This is a genomic window from Terriglobia bacterium (assembly GCA_020072845.1).
Lineage (GTDB): Bacteria > Acidobacteriota > Terriglobia > Terriglobales > Acidobacteriaceae > JAIQGF01.
The window spans coordinates 178,097-197,209 of record JAIQGF010000007.1 but is presented as its reverse complement, the minus strand read 5'-3'; the positions used below and the strand labels follow the sequence as shown (position 1 = coordinate 197,209).

General features: G+C 60.4%; 15 protein-coding genes. 10 read left to right on the top strand and 5 right to left on the bottom strand.

What is annotated here, in order from left to right; translation table 11 throughout:
• From LAN70_07275 to LAN70_07250, 6 genes are all read left to right on the top strand, one after another.
• Window positions 1-1,095, top strand: a complete 1,095-nt coding sequence (locus tag LAN70_07275) for a sugar kinase (GenBank protein MBZ5510957.1) — start codon at window positions 1-3, stop codon at window positions 1,093-1,095.
• An 82-nt stretch (window positions 1,096-1,177) separates the two neighbouring features.
• Window positions 1,178-4,606, top strand: a complete 3,429-nt coding sequence (locus LAN70_07270) for a TonB-dependent receptor (GenBank protein MBZ5510956.1) — start codon at window positions 1,178-1,180, stop codon at window positions 4,604-4,606.
• 130 nt (window positions 4,607-4,736) lie between these two features.
• The gene (locus LAN70_07265; GenBank protein MBZ5510955.1) at window positions 4,737-5,534 is read left to right on the top strand and encodes a 5-deoxy-glucuronate isomerase; all 798 of its coding nucleotides are present in this window, start codon (window positions 4,737-4,739) and stop codon (window positions 5,532-5,534) included.
• A gap of 62 nt (window positions 5,535-5,596) precedes the next feature.
• On the top strand, window positions 5,597-6,355 hold the full coding sequence (gene kduD / locus LAN70_07260; protein ID MBZ5510954.1) for a 2-dehydro-3-deoxy-D-gluconate 5-dehydrogenase KduD: 759 nt from the start codon (window positions 5,597-5,599) through the stop codon (window positions 6,353-6,355).
• Window positions 6,356-6,397: 42 nt separating this feature from the next.
• Window positions 6,398-7,087 (top strand): bifunctional 4-hydroxy-2-oxoglutarate aldolase/2-dehydro-3-deoxy-phosphogluconate aldolase, encoded by a 690-nt coding sequence (gene eda / locus LAN70_07255; GenBank protein MBZ5510953.1) that lies wholly within the window; start codon window positions 6,398-6,400, stop codon window positions 7,085-7,087.
• A 239-nt stretch (window positions 7,088-7,326) separates the two neighbouring features.
• On the top strand, window positions 7,327-7,698 hold the full coding sequence (locus LAN70_07250; GenBank protein ID MBZ5510952.1) for a hypothetical protein: 372 nt from the start codon (window positions 7,327-7,329) through the stop codon (window positions 7,696-7,698).
• A gap of 60 nt (window positions 7,699-7,758) precedes the next feature.
• On the opposite strand, the gene LAN70_07245 is transcribed toward LAN70_07250, so the two are convergent.
• Window positions 7,759-8,226, bottom strand: coding sequence for a hypothetical protein (locus tag LAN70_07245; GenBank protein ID MBZ5510951.1), 468 nt, complete (start codon window positions 8,224-8,226; stop codon window positions 7,759-7,761).
• 52 nt (window positions 8,227-8,278) lie between these two features.
• On the opposite strand from LAN70_07245, the gene LAN70_07240 reads away from it, so the two are divergent.
• Together LAN70_07240 and LAN70_07235 are read left to right on the top strand one after the other, a co-directional pair.
• Window positions 8,279-8,521, top strand: a complete 243-nt coding sequence (locus LAN70_07240) for a hypothetical protein (GenBank protein ID MBZ5510950.1) — start codon at window positions 8,279-8,281, stop codon at window positions 8,519-8,521.
• A 221-nt stretch (window positions 8,522-8,742) separates the two neighbouring features.
• Window positions 8,743-9,423, top strand: a complete 681-nt coding sequence (locus LAN70_07235) for a hypothetical protein (protein ID MBZ5510949.1) — start codon at window positions 8,743-8,745, stop codon at window positions 9,421-9,423.
• A 65-nt stretch (window positions 9,424-9,488) separates the two neighbouring features.
• Here LAN70_07235 and LAN70_07230 read toward each other — a convergent pair whose 3' ends face one another.
• Window positions 9,489-10,196 carry a metallophosphoesterase gene (locus LAN70_07230; GenBank protein ID MBZ5510948.1) on the bottom strand — a complete coding sequence of 236 codons (708 nt, stop codon included), beginning with the start codon at window positions 10,194-10,196 and terminating at the stop codon, window positions 9,489-9,491.
• Window positions 10,197-10,436: 240 nt separating this feature from the next.
• On the opposite strand from LAN70_07230, the gene LAN70_07225 reads away from it, so the two are divergent.
• Entirely contained in the window at window positions 10,437-10,970 is a 534-nt protein-coding gene (locus LAN70_07225) for a histidine phosphatase family protein (protein MBZ5510947.1), read from the top strand.
• Window positions 10,971-11,669 (top strand): response regulator transcription factor, encoded by a 699-nt coding sequence (locus LAN70_07220; GenBank protein ID MBZ5510946.1) that lies wholly within the window; start codon window positions 10,971-10,973, stop codon window positions 11,667-11,669.
• Between the two features lie 129 nt (window positions 11,670-11,798).
• Here the strand turns inward: LAN70_07220 and LAN70_07215 are convergent, their stop codons facing one another.
• The 3 genes from LAN70_07215 to LAN70_07205 form a co-directional block, all read right to left on the bottom strand.
• The gene (locus LAN70_07215; GenBank protein ID MBZ5510945.1) at window positions 11,799-13,151 is read right to left on the bottom strand and encodes a methyltransferase; all 1,353 of its coding nucleotides are present in this window, start codon (window positions 13,149-13,151) and stop codon (window positions 11,799-11,801) included.
• Window positions 13,152-13,184: 33 nt separating this feature from the next.
• Window positions 13,185-15,434, bottom strand: coding sequence for a beta-N-acetylhexosaminidase (locus LAN70_07210; GenBank protein MBZ5510944.1), 2,250 nt, complete (start codon window positions 15,432-15,434; stop codon window positions 13,185-13,187).
• 120 nt (window positions 15,435-15,554) lie between these two features.
• The gene (locus LAN70_07205; protein ID MBZ5510943.1) at window positions 15,555-19,097 is read right to left on the bottom strand and encodes a carboxypeptidase regulatory-like domain-containing protein; all 3,543 of its coding nucleotides are present in this window, start codon (window positions 19,095-19,097) and stop codon (window positions 15,555-15,557) included.
• Window positions 19,098-19,113: the final 16 nt, after the last annotated feature.

Sequence of the window (19,113 nt, the reverse complement as noted above, 5' to 3'; positions counted from 1 at the left end):
ATGTTGCAGAGTAAGCCCAAGGCCGGTTGCAAGTGGGACCTGGTCAGCTTGGGGGAAGTCATGCTCCGGCTCGATCCCGGGGATGAGCGCATCCATACCACGCGCACTTTTCGCGCCTGGGAGGGCGGCGGTGAATACAACGTCGCCCGCGGCCTGAAGCGTTGTTTCGGAATGGACACGGCGATCGTCACCGCGTTCGCCGATAACCCGGTGGGCAGGCTCATCCAGGACCTTATCTATCAGGGCGGCGTGGACCAGTCGCATGTGAAGTGGGTGCCGTATGACGGGGTGGGGCGCTCGGTGCGGAATGGCCTCAACTTTACGGAGCGAGGATTTGGGGTGCGTGCGGCCCTGGGCTGCTCCGATCGCGGGCACACCGCGGTTTCGCAACTCAAGCCCGGCGACATCGACTGGACCGGGATTTTTGCGCATGAGGGTGCGCGCTGGTTCCACACCGGCGGAATCTTTGCCGCGCTTTCCGAAACCACGCCGGGCGTTGCCAAGGAAGCCATGCAGGCGGCAAGGCAGCACGGGGTCGTCGTTTCCTACGACCTCAACTACCGCGAGTCACTGTGGAAGTCGGCCGGCGGCAAGCCGGCGGCGCAGAAGATCAACCGCGAGCTGGCTCCGTTGGTGGACGTGATGATCGGGAACGAAGAGGACTTCACCGCCGCCCTGGGGTTCGAAGTCGAGACCCTGGATGAAAACCTTTCGAAGCTGGATCCGGAAAACTTCTGCCGCATGATCGAGCGCGTGGTGGCCGCCTTTCCCGGGATCAAGGCGGTTGCCATCACGCTGCGCCATGTGAGGTCGGCAAGTATCAACGACTGGAGTGCCGTCTGCTTTTGTGACGGGAAACTCTATCGCGCCACGAGTCGGGAAAGTCTCGCGATCCTGGATCGTATTGGCGGAGGCGATTCCTTTGCCTCCGGTCTTATCTATGGGTTTCTGACCGGCCGCGAGCCCCAGTGGGCTGTCGAATGCGGAGCGGCGCATGGCGCACTGGCCATGACCACACCCGGAGACACCACGATGGCGACGCTGCCGGAAGTCGAGAAAGTAATGAAGGGGGCAAGCGCGCGCGTCACTCGATAGGTTTTTGTGCGCCCAGCAGCCCCGGACCGATCCTTGGGAGCTTTACCAACTTCCTAGCCGAAGGGCAGTTTGGAGAATCGCCATGAAGTTCGTACAGATGCTGAAGATTCTGGCCGTAGTTGCGTTCGTAGCATTAGCGCAAAACGTTCTCTTCGGCCAGGCAGTTAACTTCGCCCAGATCCATGGCCGCATCACCGATGCGACCGGGGCGGCAATCGTCGGAGCACAAATCACCGCCAGCCAGTTCAATACAGGATTGGTCAGGACCACGGTCTCCGGTTCGGAGGGCAATTACGCCCTGCCCAACCTGCCGGTCGGCCCCTACCAATTGAAAGTCACGGCCACCGGGTTCCGGAACTTCCTGCAGACGGGCATCGTGTTGCAGGTGGGCGAAACCCCAGAAGTGAATGTCAAGCTCGTCGTGGGCAGCGTTGCCGAGACCGTCGAGGTGAGAGCCAATGCCGCACTGGTCGAAACCCACGAAAACTCAATCTCGACCATGATCGACAACGCGCGCATCCTGGAGCTTCCGCTCGATGGCCGCAATATGGTGTCACTTGTCATGGGGTCGGGTGCGGCGACGAATCCCACGCTCACCAGCAACGACCTGAACAGCACCAAGAACTACGGCAACAACCAAGCCAACGGGCCCTCGCAACCCATCTCGGTGGGTGGCGGCCAGGAGAATGCCAACAACTTCTTGTTGGATGGCAGCGACAACAACGACGCCTTCTCGAACGTGAATGCGCCTTATCCGTTTCCGGATGCGGTCCAGGAATTCAGTGTTCAGAGCAGCGGACTTTCGGCGCGCTACGGCGTGCACGCCGGCGCCACGGTGAATGCAGTCACCAAGTCCGGCACCAATGCCTATCACGGCAGCGTTTTTGAATTTCTGCGCAATCCGGCAGTGAATGCCCGCCTCGTGGTCTTCTCTACTGGCGCGAAAGACGAGAGCATCAAGCGCAACCAGTTCGGGGGAACCTTTGGCGGACCCATCAAGAAAGACAAATTGCTGTTCTTCGTGGGCTTCCAGGGTACCCGGCAGTCGGCATCGGCGCCGTTCGCAACCATCATCGTGCCGACTCCCGCGACGCTTACTGGCGACTTCAGCGTGATGATGTCGGCGGCATGCCAAGGCGTCGGCAAAGCCAAGACATTGAAGACGGTGAACGGCATCACCATTCCAGGCAACAAAGTCAATCCCGCAAGCTTCAATGCCTCGGCGTTGGCCCTGCTGCAGTTCGTGCCTCCTGCCACCCCCGATCCTGCCTGCGGCAAGATCAGCTATTCCTACCCGCAGATTTGGAACGAGGACCAGGGCGTGGCCAAAGTGGATTGGAACCTGAGTCCCAAGCAGACCGTGTTTATGCGTTATTTCGGCACCGATTCCAGAGCGCCGCTGCCTTTTGACAAGACCAACATCGTACCGCAGAGCGTGGTCTCTAACCAATTTGCCCGGTTCCAGACCGCGGCTATAGGCCACACGTCTACCATCAGCTCGAACCTGGTCAACTCCTTCCACGTCACAGCTACCCGGCTCGCCATCCACCGCGGCCCGGCTAACGACATGATCAATCCTGCCAGTATCGGCATCACTGTCCCGAGCCCGGTTCCGAACGGATTAGTGCTGAGCATTTCCAACTACTTCGCGGTCGGCGGCGGCTCCTCCATGCCGGGATACTTCATCAACAATCTGTACCAGCTTGCCGATGATGTGGACATCGTGCATGGCAAGCACCAGTTTTCTTTTGGCGTCAACTTCATGAAGATGCAGCTCAACTACCTCTCCACCTTCCAGTCCAACGGGCAGTTTACGTTCAACACCACCGGCGGCAGTGGAGACAACCTGGTTGACTTCATGCTCGGCTTCCCCTCCAACTTCGCGCAGGGCAATCCGGAAGCGGAAAACTGGAGATACACTTACTGGGGTCTCTACGCACAAGACAACATCAAACTGCTGCCCAACCTGACGTTCAACGTCGGTGTGCGCTGGGAGCCGTATCTACCGTCGACTGACATCATGCATCGCGGCAGCCATTTCGACTACGCTGCCTTCGTGGCCGGCACGCACAGCACGGTATACCCGAATGCGCCCGCCGGCTTGCAGTATTGTGGTGATCCCGGCGTGCCCTGCGCGTTCGCGCAGCATAAGTTGGCGCAGTTCTCGCCTCGCATCGGCCTGATCTGGGACCCAACCAAGAAAGGTAACATGACCGTGCGGGCCAGTTACGGCCTGTTCTATGACAGTCCGGAGCTGTACTACTTCGATCGCTATGCCGACAATTCACCTTTCGGCAGCGGGGTCAGCTTCGTTCCGAAAGCCAGCGCGGGCGGTACGCTTTCGAATCCCTACGCCGGCCAGGCGGGCGTTCCCCAGTTCCCACTGCCATTCCCCAAACCGGGAGATCCGGCCGCCTTCTTCCCGCTGAACGGCGTCTACATCAACAACAATTTCGACGTCCATCCCATGTACGTACAGAACTGGAACTTCAGTGTCGAGAAGCAGTTCGGCGCCGACTGGCTGTTCTCGTTGAGTTACCTGGGCAGCAAAACGACACACGTCTGGGTAGCGTATGAAGCCAATCCGGGCATGAATGTCGCGACAGTAGCTACGCCCTCAGCGGCGAGCGGCGGAAGCGGTTGCACGGCCGGAGCCGCCGCCGCCACCGGCAATACCAACTGCCGCCGCGCCCTGGTGATAGCCAACCCGCTGCAGGGCCAGTACTTCTCTAACATGACCTCGCTTTGGGATGGCGCCAACGCCAACTACCACGCGATGCTGGCCAGCTTGAGGCATCGCTTCAGCCACAACTTCACGCTGCTGTCGAACTACACTTGGTCGCACTGCATCAGCGACCAGGATTTCACCGGAGAGCTGACCAACAGCCGTCCGGATCTTTACGTCTCTCCGGTTACGAATCCCAACCTGGCCGTGCTCAAGGGCGACCGCGGGAACTGTGGCTTCGACGTGCGCCACAACATGAACATCTCTCTGGTGGCGAATACGCCCAAGTACCAGGGTTGGAAGGGTGTGGTGCTCAACAACTGGCAGATTGCGCCACTTCTGACCTACCGTACCGGAATCCCCATCACGGTACTGACCGGCGTGGATACGGCCCTCACCGGCACGACCACCTCGTTCAAGGACCGTCCCAACCTGGTGGGCGATCCCAGTAGTGGGACCTGCTCTAACGGAGCCACCGTGGGAAGCCGCGATTGCTGGTTTAACAACACGGCTTACGCATCGCCCACCAACGGCACGTTTGGAAACGTGGGGCGCAACTCCCTCTCGGGCCCGGGCGCCTTCACGCTCGACACCGCTCTCTCCCGTAAGTTCATTTTTAGCGAGACCAAGGAACTGGCTCTGAGGCTCGACACCTTCAATCTGCTGAACCACCCGGTTCTGGGCAACCCGGTCACCAGCCTCAACAACACCGCCAACGTTGGCAGAATCCAAACCCAGAATGGCTTTGGACGTACTTTCCAAGCCGCGGTCAAGTTCAGCTTCTAGCCGACAATCCGGGCGGCAGTCCACGGTGCCTGCCGCCCGGGTTTCCAAGCTGAAGGGGCCAAGAACATGATGCCAACCGCCACGTAGGTCCGGAGTCATGAACAACCAGTCGAACGTTCCCGTCGACAAGATGGTGTTCCGGGGCACCAACTCCCATACCGGCCGGGTCATCTCGGTTACTCCCGAAAACAGCACCAATAAGCACCTGGCTTACGGCCGCATCATTTTGAATTCCTCAAAGCCAGCCGTTTCCTTCAGCAATGGGAATCGCGAGACGGGCCTCATTGTGCTCTCGGGGGAAGCCACGCTGAAGGTAGCGAGCCAGTCGTTCCAACTTGGCCAATACGACTCGATCTACATCCCGCGAGAGTCTTTCGTCGAAGTCATGAGCGGCAGCCTTGTTGATATCGCTGAGTTCTCCGCCGATGTCGAACACCGGTACCCTCTACAGGTCGTGCGCTACGCCGAAATACTGAAGGATCCGGGATTGGTCTTCCAGGCCGGGTCCGGAACTAACGCGTCGCGCCACCTGCACATGGCGATCGCGAAAAACGTTGAAGCGGGAAGGCTGGTGGCGGGCTTCACCTGGTCCGATCCCGGCAATTGGACCAGTTGGCCGCCGCACGAGCACGCCGCCATGCTCGAAGAGATGTATGTGTACTTCAACATGCCGGCGCCGGCCTTCGGAATCCAGATGGTTTACAACAACCCTGACTACCCCGATTTGGTTACCGTGGTGCGCGATGGCGATGCGGTGCTGATGCCCACCGGTTATCATCCCAACGTCTCGGTTCCGGGCCATCGTATTTGCTTCCTCTGGGCCATGGCCGCGCACCGCGAGGTCCTGGACCGCCAGTTTGGCGTGGTGAATGTGCAGCCCGGATTCGACGGCGGGGGCTCAGGCCTGGAAGCCGGGCGTAAGAAGTAGATGGTGGTTGCGAAGAGCCGGGCCAGGTCAGGCCCGGCTCAATCGTAAGGGGCGCTACCGTGATCTTGGATGCTTTCCGACTCGAAGGTAAGAATGCGCTCGTGACCGGCTCGCAGAGTGGGCTTGGCTTTGGGATTGCCCGTGCGCTGGCCGAAGCCGGGGCCAACGTCGGCTGCCATGGGCTGACTCCGGAGCCGTGCGACATCCGCGACCACGTTCTCCGGCTTGGCCGCAAGGCGTTTTTCATGTCGGGCGACGTGGCCGAGGAGAAGGTCTGCTCTGCACTGATTCAGCGAACCGTGGACGAGTTCGGATCGATCGACATTCTGGTCAACAACGCCGGCACCATACGCCGCGCGCCGGCCGCCGAGTTTCCGCAACAATACTGGGATGAAGTCATCGCAGTAAACCTGACCTCGGTATTCCGTCTTTCGCAACTGGCGGCGCGGCACATGCTGAAGCAAGGTAGTGGGAAGATCATCAATATCGCTTCGCTGCTGGCGTTTCAAGGTGGCGTGCTGGTGCCCTCTTATGCGGCGGCGAAGTCGGGGGTGGCCGCCCTGACCAAGGCCTTCGCCAATGAGTGGGCCTGCAAGGGGATCAATGTCAACGCCATCGCGCCCGGATACATGGCAACCGACAACACCGCCGCTCTTCGCAAGGATGCGGAACGTTCCAGGCAAATCCTGGAACGCATTCCCGCCGGGCGATGGGGCGAACCCTCGGACCTGGGGGGTGCGGCAGTTTTTCTCAGCTCCGCGGCCAGCAATTACGTCCACGGCCATATTCTCCTCGTGGACGGAGGCTGGATGGCCCGATGAGTTTGCGCCCACGCTGTCAACCGCAGCAGAAGAGGCGAGTCGATGACTAAGCAGGAAGTGCGCCATCAGATCACCCAAGTCGGCATCGTTCCGGTAGTCCGGGCAGCTTCCGCAAAACAGGCGATGATGGCCATCGAGGCGGTATGCCTCGGGGGCATCCCTGTCGCCGAAATCACCATGACGGTTCCGGGGGCGGTTGATCTGATTCGCGAGGTGGCCAGGTCCATGGGGTCGGAGGTGCTGGTTGGGGCAGGAACGGTACTCGATGCGGCCACCGCCAGACAGTGCGCCGATGCCGGCGCGCAGTTTCTGGTCAGCCCTGGACTGGATTACGAGACAGTGGATTTTGCCAAGTCTCGGGACATCGTGATGATGGCCGGCGCCCTTACTCCCACCGAGGTGATGAATGCCTGGAAAGCGGGCGCGGACTTCGTGAAGATCTTCCCGTGTGGCGAACTGGGCGGCGCTAGCTACATCAAGGCGCTTCGCGGCCCGCTCCCGCAAGTCCCGATGGTGCCAACCGGCGGCGTGAACCTGGAGACCGCGGCAGATTTTATTCTCGCGGGCGCAGTTGCCTTGGGCGTCGGCGGTGAGCTGGTTTCCTCGGCCGCACTCAACGCCGGCAATAACCACGTGATTTGCCAAGCCGCCCGCCGATTCATCGAGGTGGTTCAGAACGCCCGCATGCTGCTGGACCAGCGAAAGGACGAGGCGAGCGTCGCTCGGCGCTAAGCCCGCCCACTGAAATTGACGGGGAGTGGTCCGCCGCGATATCAGCCTAACTTGGGCACGGAGGATCAGCGACCGGACTCTTCCGTGGTGCCGGATGTGCCGACCTTGACAGTTTTCTGGCCGATTGTTAGCATCCGCAACTCAACGGAAACTCTCCCAAAAATTTGCTTCCTGTGAGGTGGCCTATGGCCTCTGTCAATGCTCGCCGGGTCCTCTTGGGCGCCTTGGCCGGAGGCGTCGTGTGGAACATCTGGAGCATCATCATCAACCTGGTGGTACTGCGTGATCGATACGCCGCCGCTCAGCAGGGCGGCGCCTTCTTGCAACAACCGCGGTACCCATTCTTCGTGGGTGCGTGGATAGTGATGCTGTTTATCCTCGCCGCTATCGTCGCATCGCTTTATGCGTCAGTGCGGGCGACCCGAGGGGCCGGACCGAAGACTGCGGCTGAGGTCGGTGTTCTCGTCGGCTTTGCTGCGGGGCTTCCCACAAACTTCGCCATCGCAACTTGGGCCCCGTTTAGCCGGCACTTCCCGCTGTGGTGGATGCTGGAGCTCTGGGTGGGAGCAATTCTTGCAGCCCTGGTGGCTGGCTGGATCTATCAGGATTAGGCAGTTTCCTGAAAAAGGAGCTCAACGCCAGTACAGCCCCCGGTCGTGAAGCCGCTGCCATCAGGTGGAGGAGGGGCTCCGAGTTCCATCACTTGCGCCGGAGGCGGGCAAGTGCGATTCGTCCACGATCTGCTGCAGAATATCGACAACTTCGAAAACGGCGCAGTTGAAGTACTGGGCTACATTGGGACGAAACATTGCGCCAGGGCCCAGCATTTCAGCGAGGGCCCGGTTGATGTCGTCGAAACTGCGCAGCACGATGCCAAAGCGATTGCTCCGGATCCACTCGGCGTTGTAGCGCTCTTGGGGAAGCGTCCAGGCATTGCACACGACAATGACGGGCAGGCCGCAGGCCAAGGCCTCGCTGACGCAACCCGGCCCCGGTTTGCCGATAAAAAAATCCGCCAGGCGCATGAAGTACGGAATCTCGAAGGTGAAACCTTCGATGTGCCGTCTCTTGCCGGTGCGCATGCCCCGCAGCTTTGCTGCCAGGTCCTTGTTGCGTCCGCAGATGAAAATGAATTGCAGGGCGCCCGGATAGTGATCGACGCGGCGGGACCGTTATCCCGGCTCGCAGCCGGTGGAGGTCAAGGACGCCAACCTCCCCGACATCGGCATCCCCGTTGCCAGCGCGGCCTATACCACTTCCGACTCCATCGCAACGGTCGTCAGCTACTACCGGCGCCTTTACCCCGACGCCGAAGTGACGGAAATCAACGGCCAGAAGATCATCGCCGTCAGCCGGCCGGGGGCCACCAAGGTGTTTGCCATCGGCACGACCGGCGCGGAGACGCGAATCGCCATCGTTCAGCCGGCTCATTAGTTACCAATGAAAAAGCCGACGGAAAGCAGCGGTGCTCATGGGTCCCGGTGGTAAGTTAGGGTTTGCTGTAACTCAACTTGACGCCGAAAGGAGTACCATGAGCACGCGCCAGAAGCTTATCAACGCCTGGCTTTCTATGCTAGCCCTGGCCGAGCAGAATCTGACCTAACACGAAGTGATGGTCACGATTGGAAACAACCGCTGACCCCGAGGAGGTCCAGATGGAAGACGGCACAAGAGAGCTCGTTGACCTGCTCTATAAAGAGCTCGTGCGGGTGAAAGCAAAGAGTCGCGCGACCGATGAGTGGGTCTATCGGTTTGTGTCCATAGGCGTGGTTCCGTTCTTTTTTTTTCTTGGCTACTGTGCCGTAAACTCAAGCTACCGAATTCTGCTGACTGCCCTACCATATCTCTCCACCCTTGGGTTTTTGCTGGTTATGAACCTATGGAACCACTATTCGTACTCGAGTCACTACGGCCGCTACCTTGAGGAGCGTATAAATAGGCTCCTGAGAGGAGAGGAACTTCTCGATTCGCGCTTTAGCAAAATCTATTATGAAGACTGGCGCTCACTGGTGCCCTTCACTTTCATTCTTAGTATCGTATTGCTCATTGCGTTGAACGTCGCGGCGTATCCGGTAATTACCACCGCGATCGAGACGTTCCGCACCTCTCAACAGAAAGCTATTTGCGAATCCAAGATTTTGTTGTTTCTAGTGAATTACTTCTGGTACTTAACCATCGGGTTCTTCATCGTGGCGGTAGCCATGTCCTTCGTTTTTGTCGTCAGCTCGGAAAAGCGCGCCAAGGCCTTTGCTGCGGCCCAACGCCTCACCTCTGCCGCTCGTGCCGATGATCCTGTGGAACCAGACCCCAGGGCTGCGGACCAACTGCCCAAATGATCCCGGTGAAAACGGGTTCTGATCCCGTAGCCTAGGAGCGAACTCCCAGTACAGCCAGGAACCGCTTACCCTTGCTGCTGATGCGAATCGATCGGTGTGGTCGTGGCTTTGTCGCGCACGATGAGACCAGGACGAACCAGCGCGTCCACGGTCACCTCCCGAACGGCGTCCACGATTGCCATGCCAAGGCCAAAGTAGAAATGTCCGTGCGTCGGCTGGAAGATCAGGTGTGCGTCGTTCTGATCCAAACGGCGGAGTAGCCGGTGAGCGGTTTCGGTCAGCCGCAACCATCGTGAATTCTTGCGATCCAACCAGCGTGCGATCTTGCTGTCCTTGAAATCAACCTTCTGAATGTGGAGGTAAATCAACTCGCCGAGCGCACTCAGCAAGGCGCTGTCCACGAGAAAGCGGTCGAACTGGTGGCCATGAATGCCGCGATACTTTACGCCGCGGTATTGCCACCCGTAGTCGTCGTACACGCGCACGCCGACCAGGTGCGACATCAACTGCGCCAGGCCGCGATCGTGATTGCCCTCAACCCAGACGACTTCGACTCCACGTTTCGGGTTCGAGAGCTTCCGGATCAAGGAAAGGAACTGCCAGTGCTCCTTCTTGAGCCGCCGGAAGTTGAGATCGCAGAAAATGTCGCCCAGGAGGATCAACCGATTGAACATGGCGGAATGCAAGAACTGCGCAGCCTCGCGGGCACGGCTGGTCTCGGATCCCAAGTGCAGGTCGGACACGAGAATCGTATCGGCGATAACGGTGTCCATGCCACATTAGAAACCGGCTTAAGTTAACGTTCGATGACAGCCAGGTGAATTAGCGTTCACATCGGCGTGCGGGAACCAGGATCGTTAGGAGGGTGCTGAACATCACCCAAGCCATGAAATCCCGGTGGCCGATTCCTGTCACGGAGTTTTCACATTCCAGTAATCCTCCCGTAACAGACTCAACCTAGCATCACGACCAGTAGCTCGCCGCATGGCCTAAGGCTATCCGGGCGTGGTTGCATGAACTTGTATTTCGTGAGACACGGAAGCGCCGGCGCCCCCAGACCACATCCACAGGCGGACGCCGCGCGCGGGCTCGATCGAGAAGGGCGGCGGCAATGCGAGCTGATCGGCAAGCTTCTGGCGGCGCTTGGCATCCGATTCGACACAATTGTCTCCAGCCCACTGCGGCGAGCGTCCGAATCTGCCGCCATCATTGCCCAACAAACCGGTTATCAAGGCCGGATTGCGCGCGCGCCGGCATTGCGGCCGGACGGCACCTACGAACGGTTCCTCGAACTGCTCTCCGGGATGCGAAACGCCGATTCCGCCTTGCTGATCGGGCACAATCTCAAGCTCGCCGAATTCATCGGAAAACTGATCAGCAACAGCAGCGGGCGCGCCGGCATTCATCTGAATACGGGCGCAGTAGCTAAGGTTGTAAAGAGGCGCGCGGGCGCCGCTACGCTGCAGTGGTGCCTGACGCAACAGATGCTCCGTGCATATCTGGCGGAGCAGAATAGCGGGCCGCCTCGCGCACGGGGGCTACGCTAAATGACCCAGGTCCAACCACGACAAACCGTCTTCGTCGTTGAAGATGACCCGGACGTGAATCGGCTGATTCGCACCAACCTGCAAACCGCGGGATACATCGCCGAGCCCTTCACGAACGTACTGTCGGCTCTGGCCAAGGCAAGAATTCAACCACCATCTCTGTTTCTGCTCGACATCATGGTGCCGGGCGAGGACGGGCTTGAATTTTGCCAGCGCCTCCGCAGCATGCCGGAATTCAGCAAGACCCCGATCATTTTTGTGACCGCGAAGGGTTCGGAAGACGATCGCATCCTCGGCTTCGAGTGCGGCGGCGACGACTACATCACGAAACCTTTCAGTCCTCGGGAATTGGTGGCTCGTGTCAAGGCCGCTCTGCGCAAGCAGGGCGACGACCCGGCAATCCTGAGATTCGGGGATCTTGAAATCGACACTGCGGCTATGTTGCTCCGCGTTCGCGGTGTAGAAAAGACTCTGACCACGGTTGAGTTCCGCATTCTGGAAATGCTGGCCCGGTCGCCAGGGCGAGTTTTCAGTCGCGAGCGAATTTTGCGCACCATCGGCAGCGACGTATTTGAATCCAGCCCGCGCGCGGTGGACGCGTTCATCAGCAAAATCCGCGCAAAAATCGAAGATGATCCTCGCTCCCCGGCTTACTTGCTGACGGTTCGTGGCGCTGGATACCGGTTTGCCGGCCGGTAATGTCGCGCGGACGGCATGTTTCCGATCAGAAATTCAGGCGATTCGAGAGGGCAATGGCAGACTTGTCGCCATTCCTGACGCTTGGACGATGGTTCCCGAGTAACGGGCTATCCGGAAGTATGGGCAGCCCTATTTCACCAGACCCACCATCAGGTCGCTCGGCCCGGGCAGGTTGATCCGGCCTACCTCGGTGAACCCCGCATCCTTCATCCAGCGGGTGTACTCGAGCTCGCTGTAACTGGCGCCGGCGTCGGTGCCGACGAGCATGTTCAGGGAGAACAGTGCCGCCTGTTGCGGCGCGGTTTTGTCGGGATTGAGGATGAAGTCTTGCACGACGAGGCGGCCGTTCGGCGCCAGTGCCTGGCGGGCCCGGCGGAAGATGTCCCGGTTCTGCTCCTCGGAAAACATGTGGCAGATCGCGTTCAGCATGATGAGGTCGTAGCCGGAGCCAAAATCGTCATGCAGCATGTCTCCAGCGCGAAGGCTGACTTGCGCTGAGACACCGGCCTTGCTGACATATTCGGCGGCGAGCGGCACGACCTCCGGGATGTCAAGGATCTCGCACTGCACATCGGGAGAAGCCTTGGCGAAGGCGATGGAGTAGGCGCCGGAGCCGCCGCCGAGATCGAGGATGCGGCGAACCCCGGCTGTGCCCAGGGTCTTCACCACAAGTGGGGCGCGATCCTTGGCGATGCGCTGCATGCCGGCAATGAAGTTGTGTGTCCATTCGGGGCTCTTGTCGCGCACGGCGGTGCGGGTACCCTGGCGCACGGCGTCGGTCAGCGTGCTCCAGCGATGCCAGATGTTGGCGGTGTGCAGCAGACCATTGCGGTGGTTGTCCTTGGAGCCCTGAACAAAGAAGCGTGCTGACTCGGGCGTGTTCTTGTAAGCGTCGCCGCTCTTCGAGAGTAGCCCGAGAGCGACCAGCGCGTTGAGCAGCATACCTGCCGCGCGGACATTCGCGTGGATCTTGGTCCCGATCTGTTGGGCATTGGCCCCGTCCCCGACGGCGGTAAAGATGTCGAGTTCAAGCGCCGTAAGAATGCAGCGACTCGGCATGTAGCCGCGGATCATCTGATCGAGGCGATCCGGCAGCGTCCCTGCTTTGTCGCGGGCCGCCATCGCGTCACGGAACTTCTCCCCATGCTCGACCGACATGGCCTTCATCGCCAGCGCATCGTTCCATAGGAGACGATCGACGGGCTTGCCGTCCCGCAGATGCGCACCGACGATTTCGCCTACATCGGCCGGTTGCACACGCCGGTACCACACCCCTGCGGGATAGACGACTATCACTGGACCTTCATCACACAGTCCCATGCAGCCGCAGGTGGTGAGTTGCACATCGCTGTGGAGGCCGCGCGCCCCTATCTCGCGGTCGAGCGCGTCGAGCACAGCGAACGACCCGCTGGCCGGGCAGGAGGGGACGCCTTCTGGCTTTTGCTGCGTGCAGACGAAAAGATGAAAGCGGAACGGTTCCATCGCGGTCTCCGATCGTAGATCAATGTTAGCGCTTTATCTCGCGGACGCAGAGCCCGACGCTGGAGGTTGCGCGCTCGGCATCTGTGCCGGCGGCTGCGCAGGCGGCGTGATTGTTGGCGACGACGTTGGCGGTGCGGGAGTGCCCGGCTTCGGCTGCGGCGGAGGCGGGGGCACCGGGTTGTAGAACCCCAACTCTTCCGCCGGCGTCATCACGCCGGTGTCTTGCGCATTCGCTTTTGCCGCCTTGACCGCTTGGATCTTTGCCGTATACAGGTCCGCCAGGTGGTCGTACCGGACCTGCACGTTCGCCAGCCAGTACGGCCGGCTCTCCTTCAGCCACAGGTCCGAATAAAACTTTTCCGCGCGCGTGGTGGCGTCGCGCAAGTCCTGCAGGCGTCCGTTGGTTCCGGTGATTTGGGCGATGTCGCGGTTGATGCGCCCACGCGCCGCCGGGTTCTGCGCCGCTTCCTGATGCGCCTGTTGGGCGTCGCGGTAGCAGCGGTTGATCTCATCGGCAAACTGCACCTTCATGCCGAGCAGATCGAGCCGCATGGCGGCAACAACCATGTAGTCGAGCGTGTCGGCGTGCAGGCGCGCTTTCGGCGCATTCTTGTAGAGCGCGACCAGCGCGTTCTCCGCTGCGATTCGCAGGTCGTGCATGACCGGCAGGGTCCGCCCGACCAAGCGCGCGCCCTCGGGCGTGAACGGATCGATCCAGAACATGTCGTTCGACGCGGCGCCGGCGCCGGCCTGCTTGAGCAGCGCGTTGGTCGTGTTCAGGTTCAGGATGACGTCGCGAAACGTGTTGTCCTGGTGGTTGCGGTAGAACGCCCAGTCGTAGTTGGCAAGGACTCTCTGGATGTCCACTTCGCCGGGCTGCCACGAGGCCGCGGCGCCCAGCACCAGCGCGGCCCAAGTCGAGCCGAAGAACGCCTCGCCATCGTCGTCCCAGGTGGTGTTCAGCATTCCCATCGCGCCGAGCTTCTGGCCGTCGCGCACGAAATTGCGCACGTTGACGAAGGCCACGTCGAGGTCCGGCCAGACTCGATTCCAGGAGTTCGATCCCGGCGAAACGAAGACGTCGAGGCCGGTATCGCGGAACGGCTTGATCTTCGAGGTGAAGTCGGGACGCGCATCATATCCCCACGCGTTGGCGATCATGTCCTTGGGCAGAGCGCCCAGCAGTTGCGGATACTTCTCCGCAACATCGGCCCAGAACAGCAGCCGCTTGTGGTACGGCTTCATGATTTCGTAGAGCTGGATGATGTCGTCGAGGTAGACCTTCCCGAGACCTTCCTTCTGCGCCAGTTCCTGGGTGCGCCCCTGGCCGAGCTCGAAGGTCTCGTCGGCGCAGATGTGGAAGAGCGGGGAGGGAAATGCCTGCGCCAGCTCGGCGAACATGCTGCGCACAAATTCGAAGCTCCGGGGGTTCGTCGGCGTGATGACGTGCCCGTGCGGCGTTTCGGCGATGTCCTGATACAGCTCGTACTTGAGCACGTGGTGCAGGTGCCCGAAGGGCTCCTGTTCGGGCATGACGGTGACGTGGTAACGCCTGGCGTAGGCGACCAGTTCCTTGACCTGCTCCGGCGTGATCGCCGCCTCGTGGGGCGCGACCAGCGGCTGGCTGGCGTAGTCGAAGACGTGCTCCATGTAGAGCGAGAACAGGTTCATCTTGTACTCGGCCAGTGTCCGCACCTCTTTTTTCATGTACTCGAGCGTGGGAATGGGGCCGCGGCTGATGTCATCATGGACGCCGCGCCAGCGCATCGCCGGCCAGTCGCGGATCGCCACCGCAGGCACGCTCAGCTTTTTCGGGTCCCCGGCGGCGGGAAGCAGCATCTGCCGCAGCGTCTGTGCGCCGTAGAACACGCCCGAACCAGTGCGCGCGACGATCAGAATGCTCGACGGCGTGGCGTCGAGCACGTAGCCTTCTTCGTCGAAGTCGTCGGGAATTTGCAGGTTGGCGGCTTGCAGGCGCCGGGCGACTCCGGGCTCGTCGGTACGCGCCAGGTAAATCAGGCCGGCGCCGGAAGGCAGTGCGCCGGCGGTAATGCGCAGCTTGCGCCCGGTGGCGTTTTCAATCTCCGCGGCGATGGTTTCGGCGGCGACGCGATCTTCGCCCGCGTGCTTGGCGCCGACCACGATACGAGTGGCCGCACCGACCTCAAACCTGCCGCTCTTGCGCTGTACCTCGCGCGGTTCGGGAATCAGCTTGAGCTCCTGCGCGGCGACCGGCGGCGCGAGCGCGCAGAGCAGCAACAAAATTGCGGATGATCTACGCATACAAGTCCTGAACCATGGAAGGATCACGTCAATATAGCAGCGGAGCGGGTGTGACCCGGTGCGCCGCAAAAAAAAGGGGGGCCTGCACAGGCAGGCCCCTCATGTTTCCACGAACGCGACTCAGAAATTCAGCTTCATGCCGACCTGCATGGTTCGAGGATCGCGCGCCGAGCGAATTTTGTTGTAGCTGCCGCTGCTGGTTGTGAATGAGGCGCAGCAGATGGGGTTGAGGTGGTTGAACGTATTGAAGGTCTCCAAACGTACCTGGCCGCCGAGACGCTCGGTAAATTTTATGTTCTTGAAAACCGACATATCGGTGCGCCAGTAGCCGGGGAGACGGAGCGCACCCGGTCTTTCCGAGGGAGGCGTAGCCTGGCCGGCCACCGGGTTCGTAAAGGCGGCTGCATTGAACCAGTTCTCGTAAGACTGAGGCTGGCCGCTATTCGGATTGCCGACCTGGTTGGCTCGGAGCACGCATGGTGATGGGCCAAGGCAATCCGCTCCCGTCGGATCGATCAACTGGTTGGCAGCGACGGTCGCGGGAATTCCGGTCTGGAAGGTCTGGATTCCCGAAATCTCCCAGCCGCCCAGGACGTGCCCGATGAATCCCTGCTGGGCGCGCAGCCACGGCAGGTCCCAAACGAAACTGCCCGTCAGTACGTGGCGGCGATCAGCTACGCAGGGCCCGTAATTCGCCGCAAGATCGCCTTGCACCGGCATGATGCTGCCGGTGGTGCGATCGGCCTGGTAGGTAGTGAGGCAGTGCGACCAGGTGTAAGCGACATTGATGAGCGTGTTGGCCGAGAACTGCTTCTGCAGTTGGGCTTGCAAGGCGTTGTAGTTGGAGGTGTAGATCTCGCGGAACCCGTTGCCGCCGGCCCATCCGATGTACGGCCGAACTACATTCAGCAGGCTCGTGTTGCTGGTATCAACCACCGTCGTGGGCACGCCATTCACGTTATGCGTGAAGCTGATGGTGTTCGGCCCGCTATGGCACGGAGTGGTGGCGTTGCACGCCAGATAGGCGTTCGGCGCCGGCTGGTTGATGTCAATAAATCCCGGCAGGTGAATGCCTGAGTTGCCGTAGTATCCGACATCCACCAACCAGCCATGTCCCACTTGACGCTGTACGTCGAGGCTCCACTGCGTGGTGTAGGGGTACTTGTAGTCGATCGGGACGCGGCTTTGGAGCTGCGCCGCGGCGGGCGAAAAGCTGCGCGTTCCACCCGTGGGATTCTGCATGGTGGCGTTGGTAACGGAGAGGCTGGTCACAAATCCGGTGCCGAGAAAAACGTCATTCTCGGCGTTTCCGAACTCCTGGCCGTTGTCATAGAACATTCCGAAACCCGCCCGAATGGAGGTCTTCCCATTCGACCACGGGTCCCAGGCAAAACCGATCCGCGGAGCGATGCCGCGGTTATATTCCTTACCCAGCTTGTCGCCATAGGGCGACTTGGTCCCGCCGGCGGGTGGGTGGGCGAAGATGTAGCCATTGAAGGGGCTGAAGTTGGGGTTGCAGGCGCTGACGATCTGCCCGCTGGCATTCAGGCTCGTATCCAGGTTGCCGTTCGACAGCACACACGGCGCTTTGGCCGGATCATAGAATGCAGGATCGAACTGACCCAGCAATCCGTTGGCGTCCGTCGGTTGCCGGAAGAACGAGTGGCGGATGCCATAGGTTAAGCTGAAGTTCGGCTTCACGCGCCAGGTATCCTGAACGTAATACTCGAATTGATTGTCCATGATGTTGGCGGTGAGGTCGAACGAAGTCTGGCTGAAGGTGCCCACGCGCCCCAACAGGAAATTGGCCCACGCCTGCTCGAAGGAGAACGAACCGGTGGGCACTCCATTGTTGTTCATGGCGAACGATCCGGCGTTGCTGCTGGCGTTGTTTTCCTGCTTGTTGTAGTGGTAGTAGGTCGCGCCGAACTTGATCGTGTGGTTGCCCGCAATTTTCGTGACATTGCCGAAAACGGTGTGATTGCGGTTGAAATCGCCATAAGGCCCGTAGCTGCCCGGACCGGTGGTGAACCCACTAGTGACGGAGACGCCGGCGAACGTCAGATTCGGAATGCGGGGTAGGGTTGACGCAAACGGCAGCTTGACTGCGGCGGCGACATCGGGAGAGTTCGCCGTGTTCATCAAGCCGATCGGGTTGCTGATGATGGCGCCATAGGAGTAGGCGTATCCGGACTCGATCAGGAGTGTCGGACTCAAGGTGATGGTGGCGCTGACCGTGTAGTTGTGGCCGGGGGAATTGGTCGAGGTCGTTCCGATACCCGCCACCGCCGGACCGCTGGAGAACAAGGCTCCCGGTTCCTGCGTGGGAATGGTGTCGCGGAGCAGCTTTCCGGATACGCTCAGCTTTGGGCCGAATACGTGGTCAATCTTTACGAGCTCTTCCCGGAAATTGAAAATCGCCTGCAGGGTGGCAGTGTATCCAAAGGGATCGCCCGCGGTAGCCGCGTTCGGCTGCGGCGGATAATGCGAGTAGATGTCCTTCAGGTAGGCCTGCGCGATGGGATCGAACGCCGTTATCGAGTTGCCGGTCGTGGCGCATGTGTTGTTGGCGTTAAAGGCCACGCATACCGGGTGGGCGAATTGACCCTGGAACATGCCCGCGGTCGGCACATCCGAAAATGTCGAAACGTAATTGATGTTGCGACGCGCTTCTTCGGAGAAGAAAAAGAAGGTCTTGTTTTTCTTTTCGTAAATCTTGGGGATCCAGACCGGGCCGCCGATCGTCCCCCCGAAATCGTGATACCGCAGGTAGGGAATGTGCGGCAGGATGGTCGGGTACTTGTTGGCGAAGGGCCGGGCATTGAGGGCGTCGTTGCGCCAGAACTCGTAGACGCCGCCGTGCAGCGAACTGGTGCCGGAGCGGGTGATCACGTTCACCTGTCCGCTCGCCGCCCGCCCGTATTCCGGATCGTACTGGCCGCGAATGACGCGGAATTCCGCAATCGCGTCAACGCTGGGGAAAGCCAGCAGCGTCAGATTGCTGCCGCGATCTATGTTGTCGGCGCCGTCAATCATGTAGTTGTTCTCTTCGCGCCTACCCCCATTCATGGAGAACGTGATCAGGTTCGTGCCCTGGGGGGCGAAGGCTCCCACGTACATCACGTCGGAATCGTTGCTGGCGGACACTCCGGGTGTCAGGGTGACCAGTTGTTCCCAGTTGCGGCCGTTCAGAGACAGCTCCCGCACCTGCGTCCCTGTCACCAGGCCCGCCGCCTGCGCCGACTGCATTTCCACCTGGAAGGGGGCGGCTTGCACCGTCACCTGTTGCGAGGTCGAGCCCACCTTCAGTTCGGGATAGAACGTCAGCTTGTCCCCGGCGTTGAGCACGATGCCAGTTTGCGTGGATTTCTGGAAGCCTCCAGCCTCGACCGACAATGAGTAGTGCCCGATCGGCAGCAACGGGGCGGTAAATTCTCCTCCTCCCCCGGTCTTGACAGTTCGCACAACAACGTTGGTATCGGTGTTAGTCAGAGTGACCGTAGCGTTCGGGACCACCGCTCCGCTGGCATCTTTCACCGTTCCGGCGATCAGCCCCGTGTTCACCTGCGCCCATGCCCCGGAACAACAGAGCAGCACGGCGAGCAAACACACCGACGTGATCTTGAACGGTAAAATTCCTCCACTCATTACTTTGTGCCTCATATCGCCTCCCAAACCA